This is a genomic window from Streptomyces sp. Ncost-T10-10d (genome assembly GCF_900091955.1).
Classification (GTDB): Bacteria; Actinomycetota; Actinomycetes; order Streptomycetales; family Streptomycetaceae; genus Streptomyces.
Map to the genome: position 1 here is coordinate 26,724 of NZ_FMDF01000109.1, position 19,417 is coordinate 46,140.

Here is a 19,417-nt window from a genome sequence, read left to right on the forward strand (position 1 = left end):
CGGGTCAGGTTAGGCCGTGCCGACGCACTGCGCCGCCCCGGCCCCCGACCGTACGGACAGGTCCCGGGCGGCGCAGTGCGTCGGCACGCCGGGCTCGTCCACGTCCAGGCGCAGCAGGTCCTCCTCGGTCTCCCGCCGCACCACGGTGCGGGCACGGCCATCGGCCACGAAGACGACTGCCGGGCGCGGCAGCTTGTTGTAGTTGGACGCCATGGCATATCCGTATGCGCCCGTGACCGGCGTGGCCAGGAGGTCACCCACCGCGACCTCGGCCGGCAGGGCGGCGTCGTCGACGATCACATCGCCGCTCTCACAGTGTTTGCCGACCAGCCGTGCTCGCAGCGGTCGCGGGGCGCGGGGGCGGCGCGGCAGGAACACCTCGTAGCGGCTGCCGTACAGGGCGGGGCGCAGATTGTCGCTCATCCCGCCGTCGACGCTGACGTATGTCCGCACGCCCTCGATCCGCTTGATCGTGCCCACCCGGTACAGGGTCAGCCCGGCGCGGGCGGCGATGGACCGGCCGGGCTCCACTGTCACGTCGCCGCCCCAGCCCGCATCGCGCACCGCGATGCGCACCCGGGCCGCCCAGTCGGCGAACGAGGGTACGGTCTGCCCGGCTTCGTACGCGACTCCGAGGCCGCCGCCGACGGTGAGCCGGTGCACCCCTGTCCCCGCGGCGAACCGTGCGACGGCCGCGGCTCCTGCCGCCAGCTCCGCCGTGTCCAGCACCTGGGAGCCCACATGCGCGTGGACACCCTCCAGGATCATCGCCGGGGAGCCGACGGCCCGGCGCACGGCGGCCGCGGCGGTTCCACCGACGAGGCCGAAGCCGAACTTCGAGTCATTGCCACCGGTCCGGATCGCCTCGTGTGCGCCTGCGGCGACACCGGGCGCCACCCGCAACTGGACCCGGGCGGGCGGCAGTTGTTCCTCGGCGTGCAGGAGCTCGATGCGGTCCATCTCGTCGAAGCTGTCGACCACCACGTGCCGCACCCCGGCCGACATGGCCGTGCGCAGTTCCGCCTTGTCCTTGTTGTTGCCGTGCAGCACGATCCGTCCGGCCGGAACACCCGCGTGCAGCGCCACGCGCAGCTCGCCTCCGGAGGCGACATCGAGCAGCAGTCCCTCCTCATGGGCCAGTCGGGCCATGGCCGTGCACAGGAATGCCTTGGAGGCGTAGGCGACGTTGTCCCGGCCGAAGGCCGCGACCGCCTCCCGGCAGCGTCGGCGCAGGTGCTCCTCGTCGTACACGAAGAGCGGTGTTCCCCAACGCTGTGCCAGTTCGGTGAGCAGGACTCCTCCGACGGCGAGCCCTTCCGGGCGGATCTCGGAAGTGAAGGGCAGCAGACCCGTTTCGATGGCTGACGACATGGTTCCTCCCCCGTAGGCCGGTTCTTCGCCATCCTGCGGTCTGCACGAGGGGTCACAAAAGCGCATTCTTCTGTGGCTGAGCCTCGCTTCTTTCGATGCTCATCCCGCGTCGAGGGTCGTAGGAGGAGCCTCGTACCGGGCCGGGGAACTTCCGTCACAAGGTCGTGATCAGTCCCCCGTCGATGACGAAGTCCGATCCGGTGACGTTGCCCGAGCGGCCGCTCGCCAGCAGCACCACCAGATCGGCGACTTCTTCCGGCCGGGTGAACCTCCCGGTCACCGCTTGGGCCGCGAACTCCTGGGCGACGGTGTCCGGTGCGATGCCGTCGGTCGCTGCGACGGTGGCCGCGATGCCTCCCTCCCCCAGCCAGAGGTCCGTGGCAACGGGTCCGGGGCTGACGGTGTTCACCCGTACCCCGTGCGGGCCGGCCTCCTTGGACAGGGCCTTGCAGAAGTTGGTCAGGGCAGCCTTGCTCGCGCAGTAGTCGATGACCGAGGGGTCGGGCAGAAAGGCGGTGACCGAGCTGACCGTCACGATGGAGCCCGAGCCGCCCTTGATCAGGTGCGGGAGAGCGGCACGCGTGGTGCGGACCGCGGTGAGGAAGTTGACCGTCATCGCCCACATCCAGTCGTCGTCGCCGACGGACAGGAAGCCGCCCGCTCGCGGACGTACGGCCCCGACGTTGTTGACCAGGATGTCCAGCCCGCCGAACCGGGCAACCGCTTCCGCCACCGGTTCTGCGGAGCCGTCGGGCTCGGTGAGGTCCGCCTGCACGAAGTGGACGTCCTTGCGCGCCGCCAGCTCGGACAGCGGTTCGGTGGGGGTGCGGGAGGCCGCGACCACGCGCGCGCCCTCGTTGGCGAGCGCCTGTGTCACGGCAAGGCCGATGCCCCTGCCGGCGCCGGTGACCACGGCTACTTTGTCTGTCAGGCACAGATCCATCACGGTCTCCTAGCAACGAACGGCACCGACGGCGGCGAGTCCAGGCGCGCCATGAGAGACGCGACGGACTCAGCGTTTCCGGTGGCTGCGGTGATGGCGCGGCCCGGACAGCAGCGGAGTGACGCAGACCGACTGTCCGGGTGAAACCGGCTGTCGGGACGGGTCCGCCCCTCTTCGCCGCTACGTGACACCTTGGTGTGTTGCCGTCACGCGCTCTTCAGCAACGTCCAGGGCATGGCGCACCGCACCCATCGCTACGGCCCGTTCGCCGAGCACCGACGCGTTCAGCTCGACCGGCACCAGGGTGTGCGATCTCAGATGCCTGCGCACAGGGCCGAGCAGTGTGTCCCCCGCCCGCGACACCCCGCCGCCGATGACGACCCTGCCCGGATCGAGGACGAGCAGAAGTACGGCAAGTCCTCGGGCGAACCGGGCGGCCACACGCTCCACCACCTCGACGGCGGCCCGGTCGCCCGCTTCCGCCGCTGCGAAGAGCGGTGCGATGTCATGGGCGTCGCCCACGGGAGCGCCGGCGTCCAGGGCCAGCCGGTGAATGGCCTCGGCGCCGACGAGCCGCTCGAACGGCCCCATGCCGTCGGCCGGGCGCGGTCCGGGACGGGCGTCGGGGTCACCGACGAGGTCGACGAAGCCCAGTTCACCGGCGGCTGCCGAATTCCCCCGGTAGGGCCTGCCGTTGATGACGATGCCGGTGCCGATACGCCGCCCCCACTGAACGAAGACCAGGCAGTCGGTGCGCACACCGGCGTCGGCGCCGCTGCGCGCTTCGGTGGGGGCCGCGGCTCCGCGCCAACGCTCGGCGAGCACCGCGAGATTGACGTCGTTGTCGATGGACACCGGGCAGTGCAGCCAGTCGCGCAGCAGCGAAACAGCGGGCAGCCCGGCCCAGTCGGGAATGCTGGGAGCGAGCAGCACCTCGCCCCGCTCGCGGTCGACGATGCCCGGGGTGCCCGTGCTCACCGCCCACAGGCTCGACAACGCCACGCCCGCCTCGGCCGCTGCCGCCGTGAGTGCGGCGCGGACGGTGGCGAAGAGCTGCGGCCCGGCCGCTCCCCTGTCCACGGCCGCACGATGGGTGGCCAGCACCCGACCTGCCAGGTCCGCGATCACCACCAGCACCTTGTGCGGACCGATGTCGACCCCGGCGACATGTCCCGACTCGGCACGGAACCTGGCGTACTGGGCGGGGCGGCCGAGCTGCTGCGGTCCCGCAGCCGCGGTGAACTCCACCAGCCCGCAGTCCCTCAGCTCGGTCAGGGCCCTGGTCACCGCGGGCCGTGACAGTCCGGTGAGCGATGCGAGGTCGGTGACCCGGGCGGTGGGAGTGTCCCCCTCCCGCAGTGCGGCCAGCACCGCGGCCACGTTCATCCGGCGCAGGACGTGCGGACCGGTGGCCGCTGCTTTCCGGACTGGCATGTGCGTCAACTCCCTTGCCCGACCGTGCTGTCGGCACTGTACCCAGCGCTTCGAGAACCCGGGCTGCCGGCACTCTTGACGACCGCGGCACACCCGCCCATATTAACGAATGCTCCGTTAGTAAGTCTGATGCGCGTCCGCACGATGTCCTCGGCAAGCCTCCGCACCCCTACTCCGGACGAGGTCAAACCTTGAGAAGCCTCAGATCCTGGATCGTCGCCTGCACGGCCGCCCTCGCTGTGCTGGCCGCGGTGCTGGGCACTCCTGCCGCTCCCGCAGCAGCCGCCCCCGACGACAGGCCCGCCTTCGCCCCCGGGCCGGCAGAGGCAGCGCTGCGGCGCCTCCTCCCCCGGCACGCCGGGCAGTTCGACCTCGTACCGGTGAGCCGCCCCGCATCCGGTGACTACTTCACCGTCTCCGGGACCACGGGTCATGTGCGCGTCCAGGGCACCAGCCCCGCCGTGCTCCTCAGTGGCGTCAACTGGTACCTCAAGTACACGGCCGAGGTGGACATCGGCTGGCCCGGTGACAGCACGTCGAAGCTCCCGAAGAGACTCCCGGCACCTGCCGGCACGGTCCGCCAGGACGCCTCGGTGCCGCACCGGTTCGCCCTCAACGACACGGACGACGGCTACTCCGGTGCGTACCGGAACTGGGCCTCGTACGAGAAGCAGATCGATGTCCTCGCGCTGCACGGTGTCAACGAGGTGTTCGTGCAGATGGGCGCGGATGCCGTGTACTACGACACCTTCCAGGAGTTCGGGTACACGAAGAAGGAGCTCACGTCCTGGATTCCGGGCCCGGCGCACCAGCCGTGGTGGCTGATGCAGAACATGTCCGGGTTCGGTGGCCCGGTCACCGAGAAGCTGCTGGATCAGCGGGCCGCGCTCGGCCGCAGGATCACCGACCGGCTGCGCCGCCTCGGCATGACGCCGGTCCTGCCCGGCTATTACGGCACCGTCCCGCCCGGATTCACGGACCGCAACCCCACCGGTCCCGTGGTCCCGCAGGGCGGCTGGGTCGGTTTCGAACGGCCTGACTGGCTGGACCCGCGCAGCGAGATGTTCCCGAAGGTCGCAGAGGCCTTCTACCGTCACCAGCGCAAGCTGTTCGGCGACTCCGCCATGTACAAGATGGATCTGCTGCACGAAGGCGGCAGACCGGGCAACGTGCCCATCGGTGACGCGGCCAAGGCCGTCATGAAAGCCCTGCAGACCGCGCACCCGGGTGCCACCTGGGTCCTGCTCGGCTGGCAGAACAACCCCTCCACGCAGCTCATCGACGCGGTCGACAAGAGCAAGCTCTTCATCGTCGACGGACTCGCAGACCGCTACAACGGCCTGGACCGCGAGGCCGCCTGGCACGGCGCACCCTACGCCTTCGGGACCATCCCCAACTTCGGCGGCCACACCACGATCGGGGCCAACACCGCTGTCTGGACAGCCAGGTTCAACGAGTGGCGTACGAAGCCGAACAGTGCGCTCCAGGGAATCGCGTACCTGCCGGAAGGCACCGGCGGCAACCCCGTCGCGTACGAACTCTTCACCGAACTCGCCTGGCGCACCGCCCCGTTGGATCATTCGGCCTGGTTCGCCGACTACGCCGAACGCCGTTACGGCGGCGCCGACCCGCATGCCGCCAAGGCGTGGGAACTGCTGCGGACCGGCCCCTACAGCACCCCCTCCGGCACCTGGAGCGAGTCCCAGGACAGCCTCTTCACCGCACGCCCCGGGCTGACCGTCGGCACGGCGGCCAGCTGGAGCCCGTCGTCCATGCGGTACGACGCGACGACGGTGCGGCAGGCGCTCACGGAGCTGCTCCAAGTCGCCCCCGATCTACGGAAGTCGGATGCGTACCGCTTCGATCTGGTGGATGTGGCCCGACAGGCCCTGGCCAACCGCAGCCGTACGCTGCTGCCGCAGATCAAGTCCGCGTACGAGGGGAAGGACCTCGCCCTGTACCGGCAGCGGGCCACGGAGTGGAAGCAGGACCTTGCCCTGCTCGACCGGCTGCTGGCCACCGACCGGCGGTTCATGCTGGGGCCCTGGCTCAAGGACGCCAAGTCCTGGGGCAGCACCGATGCCGAGCGGGCCGCCGCGGAATTCGACGCCCGTTCGGTCCTCACCACCTGGGGCCATCGGTCCAGCAGCGAGTCCGGCGGCCTGCGCGACTACGCGAACCGCGAATGGTCGGGCCTGGTCTCCGACTTCTATGCCAAGCGCTGGATGCTCTACCTCGACTCCCTCGACACGGCCCTGGTCACCGGGCAGCCGCCCGCCGCGATCGACTGGTTCGAGCGGGACAACGCCTGGAACCGGGAGATCAAGAGCTACCCGGTGAAGCCCACGGGTGACCCGGTGGCATCGGCCGAAGCTGTACGCGCGGCCCTTGCGGCACCTGTCGTTCCGACTGCCGGTGACTGATTGACCGGCCCCACGACGCCATCGGCATTCGAGACCATCGCCCCGACTCCTCGTCCACCTCGACCGGCTTGCCGCGACCGACCCGGGTCGCGCCCACAAGAGCCGCATGCTCGACGAGCTCGAACTCCGGCCCGGCCACCCGGTGCTCGACCTCGGCTGCGGACCCGGCACCGATCCGGGCGCGCTCGCCGAGGCCGTCACCGCGGCAGGCGAGGGGATCGGCGTCGACCACGACCGGGCCGCGGTCGACACCGCCGAGCAACGCACCCTCGGCCAGCACGCCGTTTGGCCGCCGTGGGCAACGTCCGGCGGGTCGCTGCCCACGGCGTCCCGGCCCCGCCCGGAGGGCTACTGACTCCTGCTCCGGACCTGTTCCGACGCCAGAAGGGCCTCCTCGGCAATGAGGGCGGTGGAACCCGGAGCCGTGCAGGCATGGGCGCCCGCCACCGCGCCCAGGCGGGCGCATTCCAGGGCATCCCGGCCCGCGAGCCTCCCGTAGAGGAAGCCGCAGACGAAGGCGTCACCCGCGCCGTTGGAATCCACCACCGGTGCGGGCGGAACGGTCGCCGGAATGTGGTGCGGGACCGAGCCGCCTTCCCGGGTGAGGACGTAGGAGCCGTCTGCGCCCGCCGTGACGACGACGGTGTCCGCGCGGCCCTCGCGGAGGATCTCCCGCATCAGGACGGTGGCGTCCTGGCCCGCGCCCGCCGCGCTGAGGAAGACGAGGTCGGAGCGGAGCGCGAATTCCCGGTGGTGGTCGGCCAGTCCGTCCCAGTCGTGCAGATCCGTGGAGACGGGGACACCGAGATCCTCGATGTCGTCGTAGAGGAAGCGCGCGAAATTCATGATGGAGAGGTGGACGTGGCGGGTGCGCCGCAGCCGGGGAAGGTAGAAGTCCCGGGGCATCCGCAGACCGTCCGGGTCGCGGGCATCGTAGAAGGACATCCGGCGTCCGGTCGCGTCCACCAGGTTGACCGCACGGCGGGTGCCGGCCGGCGAGATCAGCGGGGCGAACTCCACGTCCCCCTCGGCCAGCCGCTCACGCACCTGCGCGCCCGTCCAGTCGTCGCCGATGCAGTCGAGCAGCGCGACCTTCAGGCCGAGCGCCCGGGTCCCGAGGGCCACATTCCCTCCGGTATGGCCGGGCCACTCCTCGATCGGCCCGACATGGACCGAGTCGGCGAGCGGGACCGGCAGTGAGTCGACGCGGACAATGGTGTCCACCCCACTGCCTCCGACCACCAGGACGTCGTATTCCGTGTGCTGTTGGATCACCGTTCCGCCTCTCTGTTCCCGCCGCGACCCAGTATGGCGCGGCTACGAGATGCGGTTCGGCTCGTCGCACACCGACCCTGGCCCCGCCGAGCCACTCCCTGCCCGTCGGCAGTCCCGACTCCTCTGTTACCGGATACTCGCCGGTGCCGCAACGGCCGACGCGGTGAGCCTGGTCGCCATGGCCGCCTGGCAGATCGCCCCGTTCGGCGGCGGCGATCGGGAGCAGGCCCTCCAACTGGCATGCGGGAACGGCGGGTGGCTGCCGTGGCGGGCATGATGGCGCCGACCGCTCAGCGGTCCCCCACGGCCCACAGCGCATTCAACTGGCCGAATGAGATGACTTCTTACTGACACGCTCTGGTCAAGCCTGGAACGGTGGTCCAATCCTGTCCATATGGATGGTGTGTTGGCCGGCCAACCCGTGCAGGCTACGCGTTCCGTGCGTCGGCGAGCCTGTCCAGTTCGCGCATCGCCTCCGCGTGGGCACTCATCCGGCTGCTCACACTGCCGCTCGTGAAGAGTGCCACACCAGCGACCGACACCGGCACGGACAACCCGAGCACAGCCAGGGCCTCAGGCCAGTCGCGTTCGTTCTGACACCAATCCCCCCTTTGCAGGCCGTCGTTGGCCGTACCGCGCTCGGTCAACAGCCTTGACTCGCACTTCTCGGGGTAGCGGTCGCCGGGCTCCTCATCGACCTCGTACGGCGTGAGCAGCAACAGGGCACACCATGTCCACTGGAGCGCCGCCACAGCCAACAGACCGATACCCCAGGCGCGTATTCGCCGGGCCCTGTCGCGGAAGTCGAGGTCGTACTCACGTGATCGCATGGCGAGCGAATCTAGCAGCGTGTTGTCGCAGCTCGGGCGCCCACCAGGCCCATCCCTGGGTCCGTCTCACGTGATGTTGTCCCTGACGTGCGAACGAACAAGGCCGGGTGGGACGGAGGCAAGGTGTCATGGGACAGGACACCGAGGCAGCAGGTCAACCCACGGTTGCCCGATAACGGGATTTTGGGGGCGAGCGTTCGCCGAACGGTCACGGTGACCGTTCGGCGAACGGAGCCGCAACAGGCACTCAGGCAGCGGGCGGGTGGTCCGGGAAGGGGACCGCATAGCGCGGGTCCCGGTTCGCGGTGATGCGGGCGTGGCGCAGGAGCTCACGGATGATGCCCGCGTTGCCCATCGCCCAGCCGGTGGCGGGGGCGAGGTCACTGGGCGTTTCGCGGTGTTCGAAGTTGGACCAGCGGATGCCGTTGGCATCGGTCGTCGCGCGGGCCGCGAGGTCGGCGACGAGGACGTCGGCGAAGTCCTGGCCGTCGCCGCATTCGACCTGGCGGTCGCAGGCGAGGGCGAGGACGCCGGCGGTGCCGCAGCAGCGGCCGTTGTTGTCCCAGAAGCCGGGGCGGATCCGTCGTGGGATGCCGGAGTTGACCACGGTGTGCCAGCAGCGGTCGGCGAGGGCGGGCCAGGCGGGGTCGTCGGGCAGGATGTGGCTCAGGAAGCGAAACGCCTGGGCGTCGCCGGCCGTGCCGTGGCACCAGCCGTAGCTATGCCGTTCGATCTTCTCGTGTTGCTGTTGCGGGTCGGAGTGCGCGACAAGGAAGCCGTCCGGACCGGCTTCGTTGCGCGAGACCACGTCGGCGGCGCCGGCCAGTGCGAGGTCGATAAGGTCGGAGCGGTCGGCGGCCCGGCCGACGGCAGCGAGCGCGTAGACGATGCCGAGGGTGCCGTGCGACATGTGGTGCATGCGGGGGACCGCGCCGGCCCGGATCTCCCACTGGACGCCGGCAGCGGTGCGTTCGGCGGTGTGCGGGTAGCGGTCGACGGCCAGTTGGGCGAGGTCGAGATCGCCGCACTCCAGCGCGGCGAGCGCTACGCCGGCGTTGCCGACGATCAGTTCGAAGCAGTCGTTCCACCCTGCGCCGTCGTAGCGGGACCGCAGGACGTCCAGAGCACGGTCGGCGGACGCCCCCGCCGCGGTGTCGCCGAGCACACGGTGCACACCCCGCAGGGCGACAGCCATTCCGGCCACCCCCGTGTAGAGGCCGCTGGGCTCCCAGTCTTCGACCGCGTCAGCGACGCTGCGGGCACCGCGCAGGGCCGCGTCCGCGTACCGGTCGTCTGCGAAGTACCGCCATGCGTCGAGGAGGGTTGGCAGCACCCCCGAAGTCCCGCTGTACAGAATCGGCGTGACCTCGTCGTCGGCGAGGGTGTCCGGCCAGGCCAAGCCGTCGTCCACGTCCCGGGCAGCCTTCAGCAGCCACTCAAGGGCCCCAATGGCAAGCGACTCCGCGTTGTCCGGTGCACTGGTGATCACCGCCCTAGCGTTCCACAGAGTTGGGGTGCCCGACGACCCCCGGCAAGCGGCATTTCCCCACGCGCCCGCCGACCCACGGGCATCCGGGTCCACCCCGGCGCGGCCACGGCCGCGCTCGCCGTTTCGACAACGACCCCGGCCCCACGGTGCCGAAACGAGCCCGTCGCCGGACGTCAGCCGGTCTGGCGGGGCGCACCGGGCCGAATGGTCTTCACAGCGAGTACCGGGTCGAGAGGCTCTACGAGTTCCTTGGTGGCCACGGCCACGAGGCGCCCTGGGGCATCACCTTCCAGCAAAGCGCTCACGTACTCGATGGCCTCCGCAGGCGACAGTACCGGCAGGCTCCGGCGCAGGGTCCGCACAGCGTGCATGCGTCCGTGTGCAGCGGCGACTGCGTGTATTGCGGCGTGCAGATCGTCCACTGCGGTGCGTACCGGTAGCCCGCGTATCCGGGCTCGATAGTCGGCCTCCCACTCTCCGGTTACCGCGGAGACGACGCCGATCCGGTGCAGTCCTCCGTCGACAGCCGCTGGGACTGCCGCGGCTGCGGGAACTCCTCCGGTCACCCGGAGAAGGACCACCTGTTCCGCATCCGGCCCGACGCCGACAACCAAGCCGCCGCCTGCCGCCTGAGCCAAGGCACGACAGTTGTCACATGAGCAGGCTGGTTGTCACACGGGGATGATTGATTCCCTCGGTGGGTGCGACTTTTCGTGTCCTGTCGCATTCAAGCAGGCGGATTCTCACTCGATCTCATTCGAGTTGGCAGATTCTTGCCGACCGGGTTCCGAGCGACGGACCCGTACAACGCCCTTGTCCAAGTCAACACCAAGTGGCGTCCCCTCCCCGACCCGGACATTCTTACGGAACCTCTCCTGCTCCATCGCCCGCTTCACTGCCTGCGCGGCTGGAGAGAACCCCTCTACCAGCGCGGAAGTACGCCCCTTCGTCTTGCGGTAGTAGATCCACCCACGGCACTCTGCCCACAGCAAAGCGCGATCCACCAAAATCAGGCAGACGCCGGCGGCAACGCCGACTGTCACCACAAACACAGCGCTTCTCATACCGCTGAAACGTAGCAACCCTCTGCCAAGTTACTCCAGCAGCCGGTACGGCGGTACGATCAACGCAAATTCCTTCAAAGCCACGTCGTTTGGGAATACCTAGGGCCATCGCTCTCAAGCGATGTGGCAACCCGGCAGGTCAGCAGACCGCTGTCTGGTAGATGCACTGCGACAGGACATTCCGAGATAGGTGACACCTGATCCTGGTGATTGGCACCGCCCTGAGAAACGCCGAAACCGTGCCGGATTTCCGCTGTGCCCGTTCCCGCGGCCCGCACAGCGGTAGCGTCGGGTCCCGTGATCGTATGGCTCAACGGCACCCATGGCGCAGGCAAGACGACGACCAGTGCACTCGTACAGCAACTGATCCCGGATTCACGGGTGTTCGACGCCGAGAAGGTCGGTGAGACACTCATGGACATCACGCCGGGGCTGCCCGTGACGGACAACTTCCAGCACTGGCCGCCGTGGCGGCCGCTCGTCGTCGAGACCGCCCGCCACGTACTCGACTACACCGGCGGCACTCTGGTGATCCCCATGACTGTCCTGGTCGAGCAGTACTGGCGCGAGATCAGCACGGGCCTCGCCCAACATGACATTCCAGTAAGGCACTTCGTCCTCCACGCCGACCAGGACACCCTCCGCGGCCGCATCGAGGGGGACACTGTTCTTGGTCCCTCCCCGTTCCGTCTCAAATACCTCGAGCCCTACGCCGAGGCGGCCCGCACGTGGCTGCACAGCGAGGCCGAGGTCGTCGACACCACGCACCTCACGCCCGCCCAGGCCGCCCTGCAGATCGCAGAGGCCGTCAAGGGTTGAGATGCGCCCGCCACACGAGAACAGCCGCAGGCGGTCCGGTCGTCCACCGGCAGTCGGCCCGGATGCCGACAGTGACGCCGCATCAGGCGACCAGAGGCCGGTCCTGTGGGGCGATGGGCGCCGGGAGCACCGTGGAGCCGCTCAGATAGCGGTCCGTTGCGGCCGCGGCGGACCGTCCCTCCGCGATGGCCCACACCACGAGGGACTGGCCACGTCCCGCGTCACCGGCGATGAAGACCCCGACGGTCCCGGTGCGGGCCGTCCGCTCGGCCGACTTTGCCGTTTCAGCAGCGTAGGCAGCATTCCGGGCGAAGTTTCCCCGGTCGTCCAGCGTGAGCCCGAGCTGCCGCATCAGGCCGGTGTCCCGTTCGGGACCGAAGAACCCGAGGGCGAGCAGGACCAGATCCGCCGGAATCACATGTTCCGTCTCCAGCCGCGGCCTTCTGCCCTTGGGCTCCACTTCCGCCAGGCGAAGCGCGCGTACTTGGTCGGACCGGTCCCCTTCGAAGCTGAGGGTGGCGGAGGCGAAAACTCTCGGATCCGTGCCCTCTCGTCCCCGGGCCTCTTCATGAGCATGGGATATCCGATAGACCTTCGGATACACGGGCCAGGGTTCGGTGTCCCGCCGGGTGTCACCGGGCTCCGGATTGATGTCCAACTGCACAACGGAGGCGGCGCCCTGTCGCAGGACGGTGCCCAGACAGTCCGAGCCGGTGTCCCCGCCACCGATGATCACCACGTTTTTGCCCTCGGCAGTGACGACAGGCACGTCGTGGTCCCCCTCAGCGACCCTGTTGGCCAGGGTCAGGTAGTCCATGGCCTGGTGGATGCCGTAGAGCTCACGGCCTGGGACGGGCAGTTCCCGTTGCCCCGTGGCTCCGACGGCGATCACAACCGCGTCGTGCCGCTCTGTGAGCTCGGTGGCGTCGAGATCGCTGCCGACGTCCACGCCCGTGCGGAACCTGGTGCCTTCAGCCCGCATCTGCTCGATGCGGCGGTCCAGGTGGCGCTTCTCCAACTTGAACGCGGGAATGCCGTAGCGCAGCAGCCCGCCGATGCGGTCGGCGCGCTCGTAGACCGCGACGGTGTGACCGACCCGGGTGAGTTGTTGTGCTGCCGCCAGTCCCGCCGGACCGGAGCCGATGACGGCGACGGTCTTGCCGCTGAGCCGCCCGGGCGGTTGCGGCGTCGCGTATCCGCGCGCCCAGATCTGGTCGGCGATCGCCTGTTCGACATTCTTGATCGTCACCGGATCGGCGTTGATGGTGAGCACGCAAGCGTCTTCGCACGGCGCCGGGCACAGTCGCCCGGTGAACTCCGGGAAGTTGTTCGTCGCGTGCAGCCGCTCGGCCGCTGCCCACCAGTCGCCCTTCCTCGCGTACGCGTTCCACTCGGGGATGAGGTTACCGAGCGGGCAGCCGCTGTGGCAGAACGGTATGCCGCAGTCCATACAACGCCCCGCCTGCTCGGACACGAGCGGAAGTCGCGCCTGCCCCGCGTAGACCTCGTTCCAGTCGCTCAGCCGCTCCTGGACAGGACGCGCCGGGACGGGCCGGCGGGGTGTCTTGAGGAAGCCGTAGGGGTCGGTCATGCGCCGCCTCCGTCGCTCACTCGCGGTACACAGGCATTGCAAGCGTACGCCTGCATATCACTACGACCACCTGCTCGGTGCAGCGGTTTCAGCGCATGCTGGGGGTGTCGCGGACACGTTGTCGATCACTCGTCGAAGGCGAGCCGAGCCGTTCTGCCGGCGGAGCGCACTCCTTCCGCTTCTGCCTTGCCCGGCTGTCGCCTGTACGGGTGGTGCATCCCTGGCCACGGTCGTAGCGTCGATTCAGGAACAACTGCGGAAAGAACGGCGCCACCGCCACGGACCAGTGCTTCTGGCGCGCAGACCGCAGCTCGCGGGGCGAGTGAGGCGTACCCGCCGGGTCGCCCGGGCTCAAAAGAGAGGCAGCTGGGGAGCTGATATGCAAAGAGACAAGTTCAGAGCAGCGGTCATGCTGTGCGCTGCCACGGTGCTCGCCGCAGCGGCAGTACCAGCGTCCGCATCCGCGGGGTCACCGGCAGCCACCCATACAGTGGCCGTCGACTGTTTCTCGAAGTCGCAAGTACGCCCCGGCGACTTCTTGCTCGCCTGTGGCGATGGCAACAACCACCTCATCGAACTTCGGTGGTCCACGTGGGGACACACGTCCGCCGTGGGCAGAGGACTCGACGCAGTGAATGACTGTCAGCCCTTCTGCGCCGCGGGCAGGTTCCACTCCTACCCCGTCGTCGTCAGGCTCGACCGCCCGGACTCCTGGAAGAAGCACCCTGAGCTGAATCGCTTCACACGGCTGCAACTCACCTACACCGACGGCAGACCGTCGCAGACGCCACGGGACGTGACATACGAGCTCTGGGACTGATGATCCTGACGCCCCTCGGTCCGCCTCGCCACCCTCGTGCCAGGTGCTTCTCCGGCGGGCGGCCACTCATAGGGTGGCGTGTGTGATCGTTCGCGAGGGCGCAGTGAACGCAGGCGACAGCCTGCGGCCGGGCTACCCGGCTGCGGCAGCGGTATTCGCCATCGGGATGGCCGGGACCACCCTGCCCACACCGTTGTACGGGCTCTACCAGGAACAGATCGGGTTCTCCGAGCTGATGGTGACCGTTGTGTTCGCCGTGTATGCCGTCGCGGTCATCACCGTGCTTCTGGTGGCGGGAAACTATTCCGACGAGGTTGGCCGCAGACCGGTGCTCCTGTGCGCCATGGCTCTGTCGGCCGCGAGTGCGGGTTGCTTCCTCCTGCAGAGCGGTCTGCCTCTGCTCTTCGCGGGGCGGCTGTTGTCCGGTTGCGCGGCCGGCTTGCTGAGCGGTGCGGCGACAGCGGCCGTCATCGAGCTGGCCGGTCCGGGGCAGAAGGCGCGGGCCGGGTTCGCCGCCACCGCGGCGAACATGGGTGGTCTGGGCTGCGGGCCGCTGCTCTCCGGCCTCCTCGCGCAGTACACGCCCTGGCCGCTGATGCTGCCGTTCTGGGTCCACCTGGGGCTGGTGGCTGTGGCCTGTGGGATCACCTGGTTCCTGCCGGAGACCGTGGCGGAGCCGAAGAGATGGCCTCCTCTGACGCCGCAGGGGATCACGGTGCCTCCCGAGGTGAAGGGCGTGTTCACACCCGCCTCGCTGGCGGCGTTCGCCGGCTTTGCACTTCTCGGGCTGTTCACGGCGGTCGCGCCGAGTTTCGCCTCGCAGACGCTGGGGGTGCGCAACCTGGCCGTTTCGGGCGCCGTCGTGTTCTCCGTGTTCCTCGCTTCGACCGTCGGGCAGTCCTTGACACAACGGATCAGGGCACGCCTCGCGCTCCCTGTGGGGTGCGCCATCCTCGTCGTGGGCCTGCTGCTTGTGGCGTCATCGCTGATCGCCGAATCCATGTTCCTGCTCGTCCTGGGTGCCCTGTGCGGCGGCGCCGGCCAGGGACTGGCCTTTCGCGCGGCACTCACCCTGGTCAGCGGCGCGGCCCCGGCACGGCACCGTGGCGGCACGATTTCGGCGTTCTTCGTCGTCGCCTACGCCGGGATCTCGGTACCGGTGGTGGGGGTCGGTGCCATGGCCACATGGCTCGGGCTCCGCCAAGCCGGGCTGATCTTCGCGGGCTGTGTGATGCTGCTGGCGGCAGGCGCGGGAACGTACGCTGCGCGCAGGCCGCCGACGGCAGCGTAAATGATCACGACGCCGGTCGGGATGTCGGACAACAGCCACCGCATCCGGAATCGATGCCCCGAGGCGGCCGGGCCGCCCCGGGTCTCCGAGGCGGCCCGGACAGGATGCCGCTGTCTTCCCCCGCTGTGGGTCACGGTACGGCAGGCTTGAGCACGACAGGCAGTTCCGCGAGGCCGCGGAAAGCCGGGAACGGAACCTCCATCCAGGGCGCCTCACGCGCGGGGTCCGCCAGAGCCGCCCTCGGGAAACGGCTGAACAGACCCGTGAGAGCGAGTTGCACCTCCAGTCTGGCCAGAGGCGCTCCGAGGCAGTAGTGGATGCCGTACCCGAACCCCAGATGGGCACTTTGCGCATTCGCCGGCCGCTTCACATCGAACTCGTCCGGGGAGTCGAATTTCAGCGGGTCGCGGTTGGCCGAACTGAGCGCGATCTGAACCAGGGAGCCCTTCGGAATCCGCGTTCCGGCGATCTCCACGTCCTCGGCCGCGAAGCGGAACGTCGCGCTCTCCACCGAGCCCTCGAAGCGCACCAGTTCTTCCACCGTCTGTCCGACCAGCTCCGGGTTCTCCTGCACGGCGCGCAGCTGCGCAGGATGGGTGAGGAGATGGTGGATGGAGTTGCCGATGAGGTAGGCGGTCGTCTTGTGCCCCGCGAACATCAGCAGAAACGCGGTCGAGATCAGCTCCTGCTCGGTGAGCCCGCCCTTTTCGTCCTGGGCCGCGGTGAGCGCGCTGAGCAGGTCCTCACCCGGGTGGCTGCGCTTGCGCGAGAGGAGATCCGCGAAGTACGCGTGCAGGTCCTCTTCCGCCTTCTGCTGGGCCTGCTTGGATTCCTTGCTGAATCCTGTCTGCGCCACCGTGATGGACAGGCGTTGCAGCTCCGACCGTTCGTCCGGCGGCACGCCGAGCAGTTCACAGATCACGATGATCGGCAGCGGGAACGCGAACGCGGTCAGCAGGTCGACCGGTTCGCGGGTCGCACAGTTGTCCAGCAGCGTGTCGACGATGTCCTGGATCCGCGGCCGCAGAGAGTCCACGCGACGCGGGGTGAACGTGGAGCTGACGAGTCTGCGCAGCCGGGTGTGCTTGGGCGGGTCGGAGTTGAGCATGTGGTCGTCCAGAGCCACGGACGAGTCACCGAAGATCCTCCGGTAGGCGTCCATGGCCCCGTACATGTCCTTGCTGAGCCGCGGATCCGCCAGGGCCGCTCTCGCGTCCTTGTACCGCGTGATCAGGTACGTGTCGACGCCGTGCGGCGGCCGCATGGGGCAGACGGGTGCCTTGTCCCTGAGGCTCGCGTAGACCGGGTGCGGGTTCCGTCGGAACTCGGGGGTGCACCGCTCGGCTGCGGCGACCGGATCGTCCACGGTGGTCACGGACGGCTCCTGAGGTCGAAGAGGGCCTCTGCGTTGCCGCCGAGGATGAGCTGCTGGGACGCCTTGTCGATCGGCAGCTTCTCGATCATGTGCATGAACTCCTCCAGGGGCACGGACATCGGCGGCGAGTCGGTGCCGAACAGCATCCGCTCGGGCCCCAGCACCTCCGCGTTGAGGCCCAGATGCGCCGGGCTGAAAGTGCTGGTGTCGACATACATACGCTGGAGTGCACCGCTCGGGTCGGCGGACGGCGGAGCGGAGGACGCAGCCGGGACCGAGGACGACGCCGGCGGCTTGCCCCTGCCCCAGTGCCGGGGACGCGCCGCTGTCTGCAGGCGTTCCGGCAGCAGCGCCAGCGCACCGCCGCCGGTGGCACCGATCAGCCGCAGGCCCGGATATTTGTCCAGCCACCCCGCGAACGCGATCATCGCCATGCCCATGGTGAGGTCGCCGAACCGGCCGATCTGCTCGACGAAGCCGAAGTCGTCGACGCGGTCCGTGCCGATCGGTTCGGCCGGGGCGTGCACCAGGACCGGCACTCCCGCCTCGGCGGCCAGCGCGAAGAAGGAGTCGGCTCGCGGAGAGCCGAGCAGTTCGCCGTGGACGCTGGAGGTGGTGATCAGGCCGACGAAAGCGGGATCCGCCAGCGTCTCCCGGACTCCTTCCAGGTGGTCGTCGTCGCCGAACGGGTTGGCGTACACGTACCCGCGCAACTGGTCCGGGAAGGTGGCGATCAGGCCCGACATCCAGGCGTGGAAGCTTCGGAGCCGGTCTCGTGGTTGTGCGTAGTTGTCGACGCCCGGAACCCGCGCCATGGCGCCGGCGCCGACCGGGCTGCCGATGATGGTGAGGTCGATGCCGGCCTGGGCGCGGGCGGCCAGCATTCCGTCGACGTCGGTCAGGCTGGGAGGCATGGGGAAGCTTCGGGCGGCCTCCGGTGGGGACAGATGTCCGTGGATGTCGATGATCACGTGTGGGTTCCCGGTTTCGGTGTGAGTGCGTGGGTGACGGCGACACAGTCCTCGTCGCCGTGTCCCTGATCGGTGGCGCGGACGTGGGTCTGCGCGGCTGCGTCGACGAGGGGGAGACGCAGTCCGGCCGCCGCGGCCTGCTCGGCAGCGAGCAGGAGGTCCTTGGCCATCAGGCTCAGCCGGAAGTCGGGCTTGTCGAAACGCCCGGCTGCCAGCCGCTTGGACTTGAACGCCATGACGGGCGAGGCGAAGCCGCTGCCGGCGATCGTGCTGAGGACGAGCTTTCGGTCGAGTCCGGTGGCGGCCGCCAGCTCGACGGCCTCGGCCAGAGCCTGCACCTCGATCCCCATCAGCAGGTTGAGGAGCAGCTTCATCCGCATGCCGGAACCGAGTTCGCCGAGGTGGACGACCTCCTTGCTCAGCAGTTCGAGCAGCGGCCGCCTCGCGGTGAAGACCCGTTCCTCGCCGCCGACGAAGAGCCGCAGCTCGCCGCTGTGGGCGTGCTCCCGGTTGCCGAGCATGCCGACGTCCAGAACGGAGTGCATGTCGCCGGTGAGGCGGACGACCTCTTCGGGGGCGACCGTGCTGGCACAGACCAGGGCTCCGGGGTACGGGCCCTCGGCCAGAATCCCGTCCGGTCCGTGCAGCACGGCGGCGAGGGCATCGCCGTCGGTCACGGTGCAGATGGCAGCGCTCGTGCCCTCGACGGCATCGGCCGGATGGGCTGCGGCGACGGCGCCGGCCCGGGCGAGCGGTTCGGTCCGCCCCGCGGTGCGGTTCCAGACCCGCACCTGAACGCCCTGTTCCAGAAGGCGAGTGGCCACGCCGGTGCCCATCGTGCCGAGCCCCAGGACGGCGACGGGGCCAGTGGTGGGGTGCGTCATGCCTTCACCCCCACGGTCTCCTGAATGACCCGGTATCTCAGCGATTGGGTCTGATCGACCCAGACGCGCAGCGGAGCCAGCAGTGCGCGATGGTCCTCGCCCTGTTGCCAGGCGAAGAAGTGGTCGGGCGTCTCCCACTCGCTGGTGATCACCCACTGGCGGGAGTCGTCGATGGGTTCTCCGAGCCGGTCGATGATGTGTCCCGGGACGCTGGCGACGGACTTCCTTATTCGCTCGTACGCCTCCAGAAACCCCTGCTCACCGCCCTCGATGACGTGAACCGTGTACACCACGGAAAGCCTGTCGGCCGAGCGGCCGTTCTGCTCAGCGCGCATGTCTCCTCCTGAAGGCTGAGATCTGTAAGAGCACGACTCCCACAGACTCATGGCCCCCGTGGCCACGCAACTCCGGCGTGGCCACAGCCCAATGGAGAGAAGGCAGCCACCACGTTTGCTGGCGCGGTCGGGTGAGATCGGAAGGGCCTGCTCGGCGCCCACCCGGAACCGCTCCTCCGGGCCGGAGCCCGCCTCGGACTCGGCCGACTCGTCGAACGCCCCAGGGCCCGGACGCACCTGCACGATCTGTCGGGGCGGGGCCGTCGCGCCGGGGCTCGTCCGGGGTCGGTCGGATGTCCGGCGCAGGACCGGACCGACGAAGCCCCACCTGTCCCGGTGGACGCGCAACCATTCGGTACGGCGGGATCGCGGCTGTCTCGAGCACGTGCGAGCTGTCGCGCGCGAGTCGGCCGGGTGCGGTCCGGCCCGGCGAGCTCGCCTCCACGTGCTGGGGGCTGAGCGCGGAGCTCCCGCTGACGCGTCATGGATGTGCTGCCCGACT

At 69.2% G+C, this 19,417-nt stretch carries 17 protein-coding genes; 6 read left to right on the top strand and 11 right to left on the bottom strand.

What is annotated here, in order from left to right; translation table 11 throughout:
• Positions 1-9 precede the first annotated feature (9 nt).
• The 3 genes from lysA to GA0115254_RS18100 all read right to left on the bottom strand — a co-directional run bounded on the left by lysA (position 10) and on the right by GA0115254_RS18100 (position 3,748).
• Positions 10-1,371, bottom strand: coding sequence for a diaminopimelate decarboxylase (gene lysA / locus GA0115254_RS18090; protein ID WP_093896344.1), 1,362 nt, complete (start codon positions 1,369-1,371; stop codon positions 10-12).
• 154 nt (positions 1,372-1,525) lie between these two features.
• Positions 1,526-2,314, bottom strand: coding sequence for an SDR family NAD(P)-dependent oxidoreductase (locus tag GA0115254_RS18095; RefSeq protein WP_093896345.1), 789 nt, complete (start codon positions 2,312-2,314; stop codon positions 1,526-1,528).
• 180 nt (positions 2,315-2,494) lie between these two features.
• Positions 2,495-3,748, bottom strand: a complete 1,254-nt coding sequence (locus GA0115254_RS18100) for an ROK family transcriptional regulator (protein ID WP_218105551.1) — start codon at positions 3,746-3,748, stop codon at positions 2,495-2,497.
• 191 nt (positions 3,749-3,939) lie between these two features.
• Here GA0115254_RS18100 and GA0115254_RS18105 point away from each other — a divergent pair, with 191 nt between their 5' ends.
• Both GA0115254_RS18105 and GA0115254_RS18110 read left to right on the top strand, forming a co-directional pair.
• On the top strand, positions 3,940-6,171 hold the full coding sequence (locus GA0115254_RS18105; RefSeq protein ID WP_093896346.1) for an alpha-N-acetylglucosaminidase: 2,232 nt from the start codon (positions 3,940-3,942) through the stop codon (positions 6,169-6,171).
• A 106-nt stretch (positions 6,172-6,277) separates the two neighbouring features.
• The gene (locus tag GA0115254_RS18110) at positions 6,278-6,526 is read left to right on the top strand and encodes a methyltransferase domain-containing protein (RefSeq protein WP_093896347.1); all 249 of its coding nucleotides are present in this window, start codon (positions 6,278-6,280) and stop codon (positions 6,524-6,526) included.
• Here the strand turns inward: GA0115254_RS18110 and GA0115254_RS18115 are convergent.
• The gene (locus GA0115254_RS18115; protein ID WP_093896348.1) at positions 6,520-7,446 is read right to left on the bottom strand and encodes a carbohydrate kinase family protein; all 927 of its coding nucleotides are present in this window, start codon (positions 7,444-7,446) and stop codon (positions 6,520-6,522) included. The two genes, GA0115254_RS18110 and GA0115254_RS18115, sit on opposite strands and share 7 nt — an antisense overlap.
• A 49-nt stretch (positions 7,447-7,495) precedes the next feature.
• Here GA0115254_RS18115 and GA0115254_RS18120 point away from each other — a divergent pair, with 49 nt between their 5' ends.
• On the top strand, positions 7,496-7,723 hold the full coding sequence (locus tag GA0115254_RS18120) for a hypothetical protein (RefSeq protein WP_093896349.1): 228 nt from the start codon (positions 7,496-7,498) through the stop codon (positions 7,721-7,723).
• A 151-nt stretch (positions 7,724-7,874) separates the two neighbouring features.
• Here GA0115254_RS18120 and GA0115254_RS18125 read toward each other — a convergent pair whose 3' ends face one another.
• Positions 7,875-8,276: a hypothetical protein gene (locus tag GA0115254_RS18125; protein ID WP_093896350.1), complete on the bottom strand. Its 402-nt coding sequence runs from the start codon at positions 8,274-8,276 to the stop codon at positions 7,875-7,877.
• A gap of 247 nt (positions 8,277-8,523) precedes the next feature.
• A complete protein-coding gene (locus GA0115254_RS18130; protein ID WP_256102644.1) occupies positions 8,524-9,765 on the bottom strand; it encodes a lanthionine synthetase LanC family protein in 1,242 nt (413 codons plus the stop codon).
• Positions 9,766-11,126: 1,361 nt separating this feature from the next.
• Here GA0115254_RS18130 and GA0115254_RS18145 point away from each other — a divergent pair.
• A complete protein-coding gene (locus GA0115254_RS18145; protein WP_093896351.1) occupies positions 11,127-11,648 on the top strand; it encodes a nucleoside/nucleotide kinase family protein in 522 nt (173 codons plus the stop codon).
• Positions 11,649-11,730: 82 nt separating this feature from the next.
• Here the strand turns inward: GA0115254_RS18145 and GA0115254_RS18150 are convergent, their stop codons facing one another.
• A complete protein-coding gene (locus GA0115254_RS18150) occupies positions 11,731-13,239 on the bottom strand; it encodes a glutamate synthase subunit beta (RefSeq protein ID WP_093896352.1) in 1,509 nt (502 codons plus the stop codon).
• Between the two features lie 631 nt (positions 13,240-13,870).
• Here GA0115254_RS18150 and GA0115254_RS46160 point away from each other — a divergent pair.
• Positions 13,871-14,059 carry a hypothetical protein gene (locus tag GA0115254_RS46160; RefSeq protein ID WP_256102645.1) on the top strand — a complete coding sequence of 63 codons (189 nt, stop codon included), beginning with the start codon at positions 13,871-13,873 and terminating at the stop codon, positions 14,057-14,059.
• 82 nt (positions 14,060-14,141) lie between these two features.
• Positions 14,142-15,350, top strand: coding sequence for an MFS transporter (locus tag GA0115254_RS18160; RefSeq protein ID WP_256102646.1), 1,209 nt, complete (start codon positions 14,142-14,144; stop codon positions 15,348-15,350).
• A 130-nt stretch (positions 15,351-15,480) separates the two neighbouring features.
• Here GA0115254_RS18160 and GA0115254_RS18165 read toward each other — a convergent pair whose 3' ends face one another.
• The 4 genes from GA0115254_RS18165 to GA0115254_RS18180 are packed head-to-tail and all read right to left on the bottom strand — an operon-like array spanning position 15,481 to position 18,915.
• Positions 15,481-16,725, bottom strand: a complete 1,245-nt coding sequence (locus tag GA0115254_RS18165) for a cytochrome P450 family protein (protein ID WP_093896354.1) — start codon at positions 16,723-16,725, stop codon at positions 15,481-15,483.
• On the bottom strand, positions 16,722-17,696 hold the full coding sequence (locus GA0115254_RS18170) for an amidohydrolase family protein (RefSeq protein WP_093896355.1): 975 nt from the start codon (positions 17,694-17,696) through the stop codon (positions 16,722-16,724). Before GA0115254_RS18170 ends, GA0115254_RS18165 begins: the two co-directional genes overlap by 4 nt.
• Positions 17,693-18,580: an NAD(P)-dependent oxidoreductase gene (locus tag GA0115254_RS18175; RefSeq protein ID WP_093896356.1), complete on the bottom strand. Its 888-nt coding sequence runs from the start codon at positions 18,578-18,580 to the stop codon at positions 17,693-17,695. Before GA0115254_RS18175 ends, GA0115254_RS18170 begins: the two co-directional genes overlap by 4 nt.
• Positions 18,577-18,915 carry an antibiotic biosynthesis monooxygenase family protein gene (locus GA0115254_RS18180; RefSeq protein ID WP_093896357.1) on the bottom strand — a complete coding sequence of 113 codons (339 nt, stop codon included), beginning with the start codon at positions 18,913-18,915 and terminating at the stop codon, positions 18,577-18,579. Before GA0115254_RS18180 ends, GA0115254_RS18175 begins: the two co-directional genes overlap by 4 nt.
• Positions 18,916-19,417 lie beyond the last annotated feature (502 nt).

Excerpts from the sequence above, each read along its gene's own strand:
- lysA (WP_093896344.1), bottom strand. The coding sequence starts at position 1,371 with ATGTCGTCAGCCATCGAAACGGGTCTGCTGCCCTTCACTTCCGAGATC.
- GA0115254_RS18095 (WP_093896345.1), bottom strand. The coding sequence starts at position 2,314 with ATGGATCTGTGCCTGACAGACAAAGTAGCCGTGGTCACCGGCGCCGGC.
- GA0115254_RS18100 (WP_218105551.1), bottom strand. The coding sequence starts at position 3,748 with ATGCCAGTCCGGAAAGCAGCGGCCACCGGTCCGCACGTCCTGCGCCGG.
- GA0115254_RS18110 (WP_093896347.1), top strand. The coding sequence starts at position 6,278 with ATGCTCGACGAGCTCGAACTCCGGCCCGGCCACCCGGTGCTCGACCTC.
- GA0115254_RS18120 (WP_093896349.1), top strand. The coding sequence starts at position 7,496 with ATGCGGTTCGGCTCGTCGCACACCGACCCTGGCCCCGCCGAGCCACTC.
- GA0115254_RS18125 (WP_093896350.1), bottom strand. The coding sequence starts at position 8,276 with ATGCGATCACGTGAGTACGACCTCGACTTCCGCGACAGGGCCCGGCGA.
- GA0115254_RS18150 (WP_093896352.1), bottom strand. The coding sequence starts at position 13,239 with ATGACCGACCCCTACGGCTTCCTCAAGACACCCCGCCGGCCCGTCCCG.
- GA0115254_RS18175 (WP_093896356.1), bottom strand. The coding sequence starts at position 18,580 with ATGACGCACCCCACCACTGGCCCCGTCGCCGTCCTGGGGCTCGGCACG.
- GA0115254_RS18180 (WP_093896357.1), bottom strand. The coding sequence starts at position 18,915 with ATGCGCGCTGAGCAGAACGGCCGCTCGGCCGACAGGCTTTCCGTGGTG.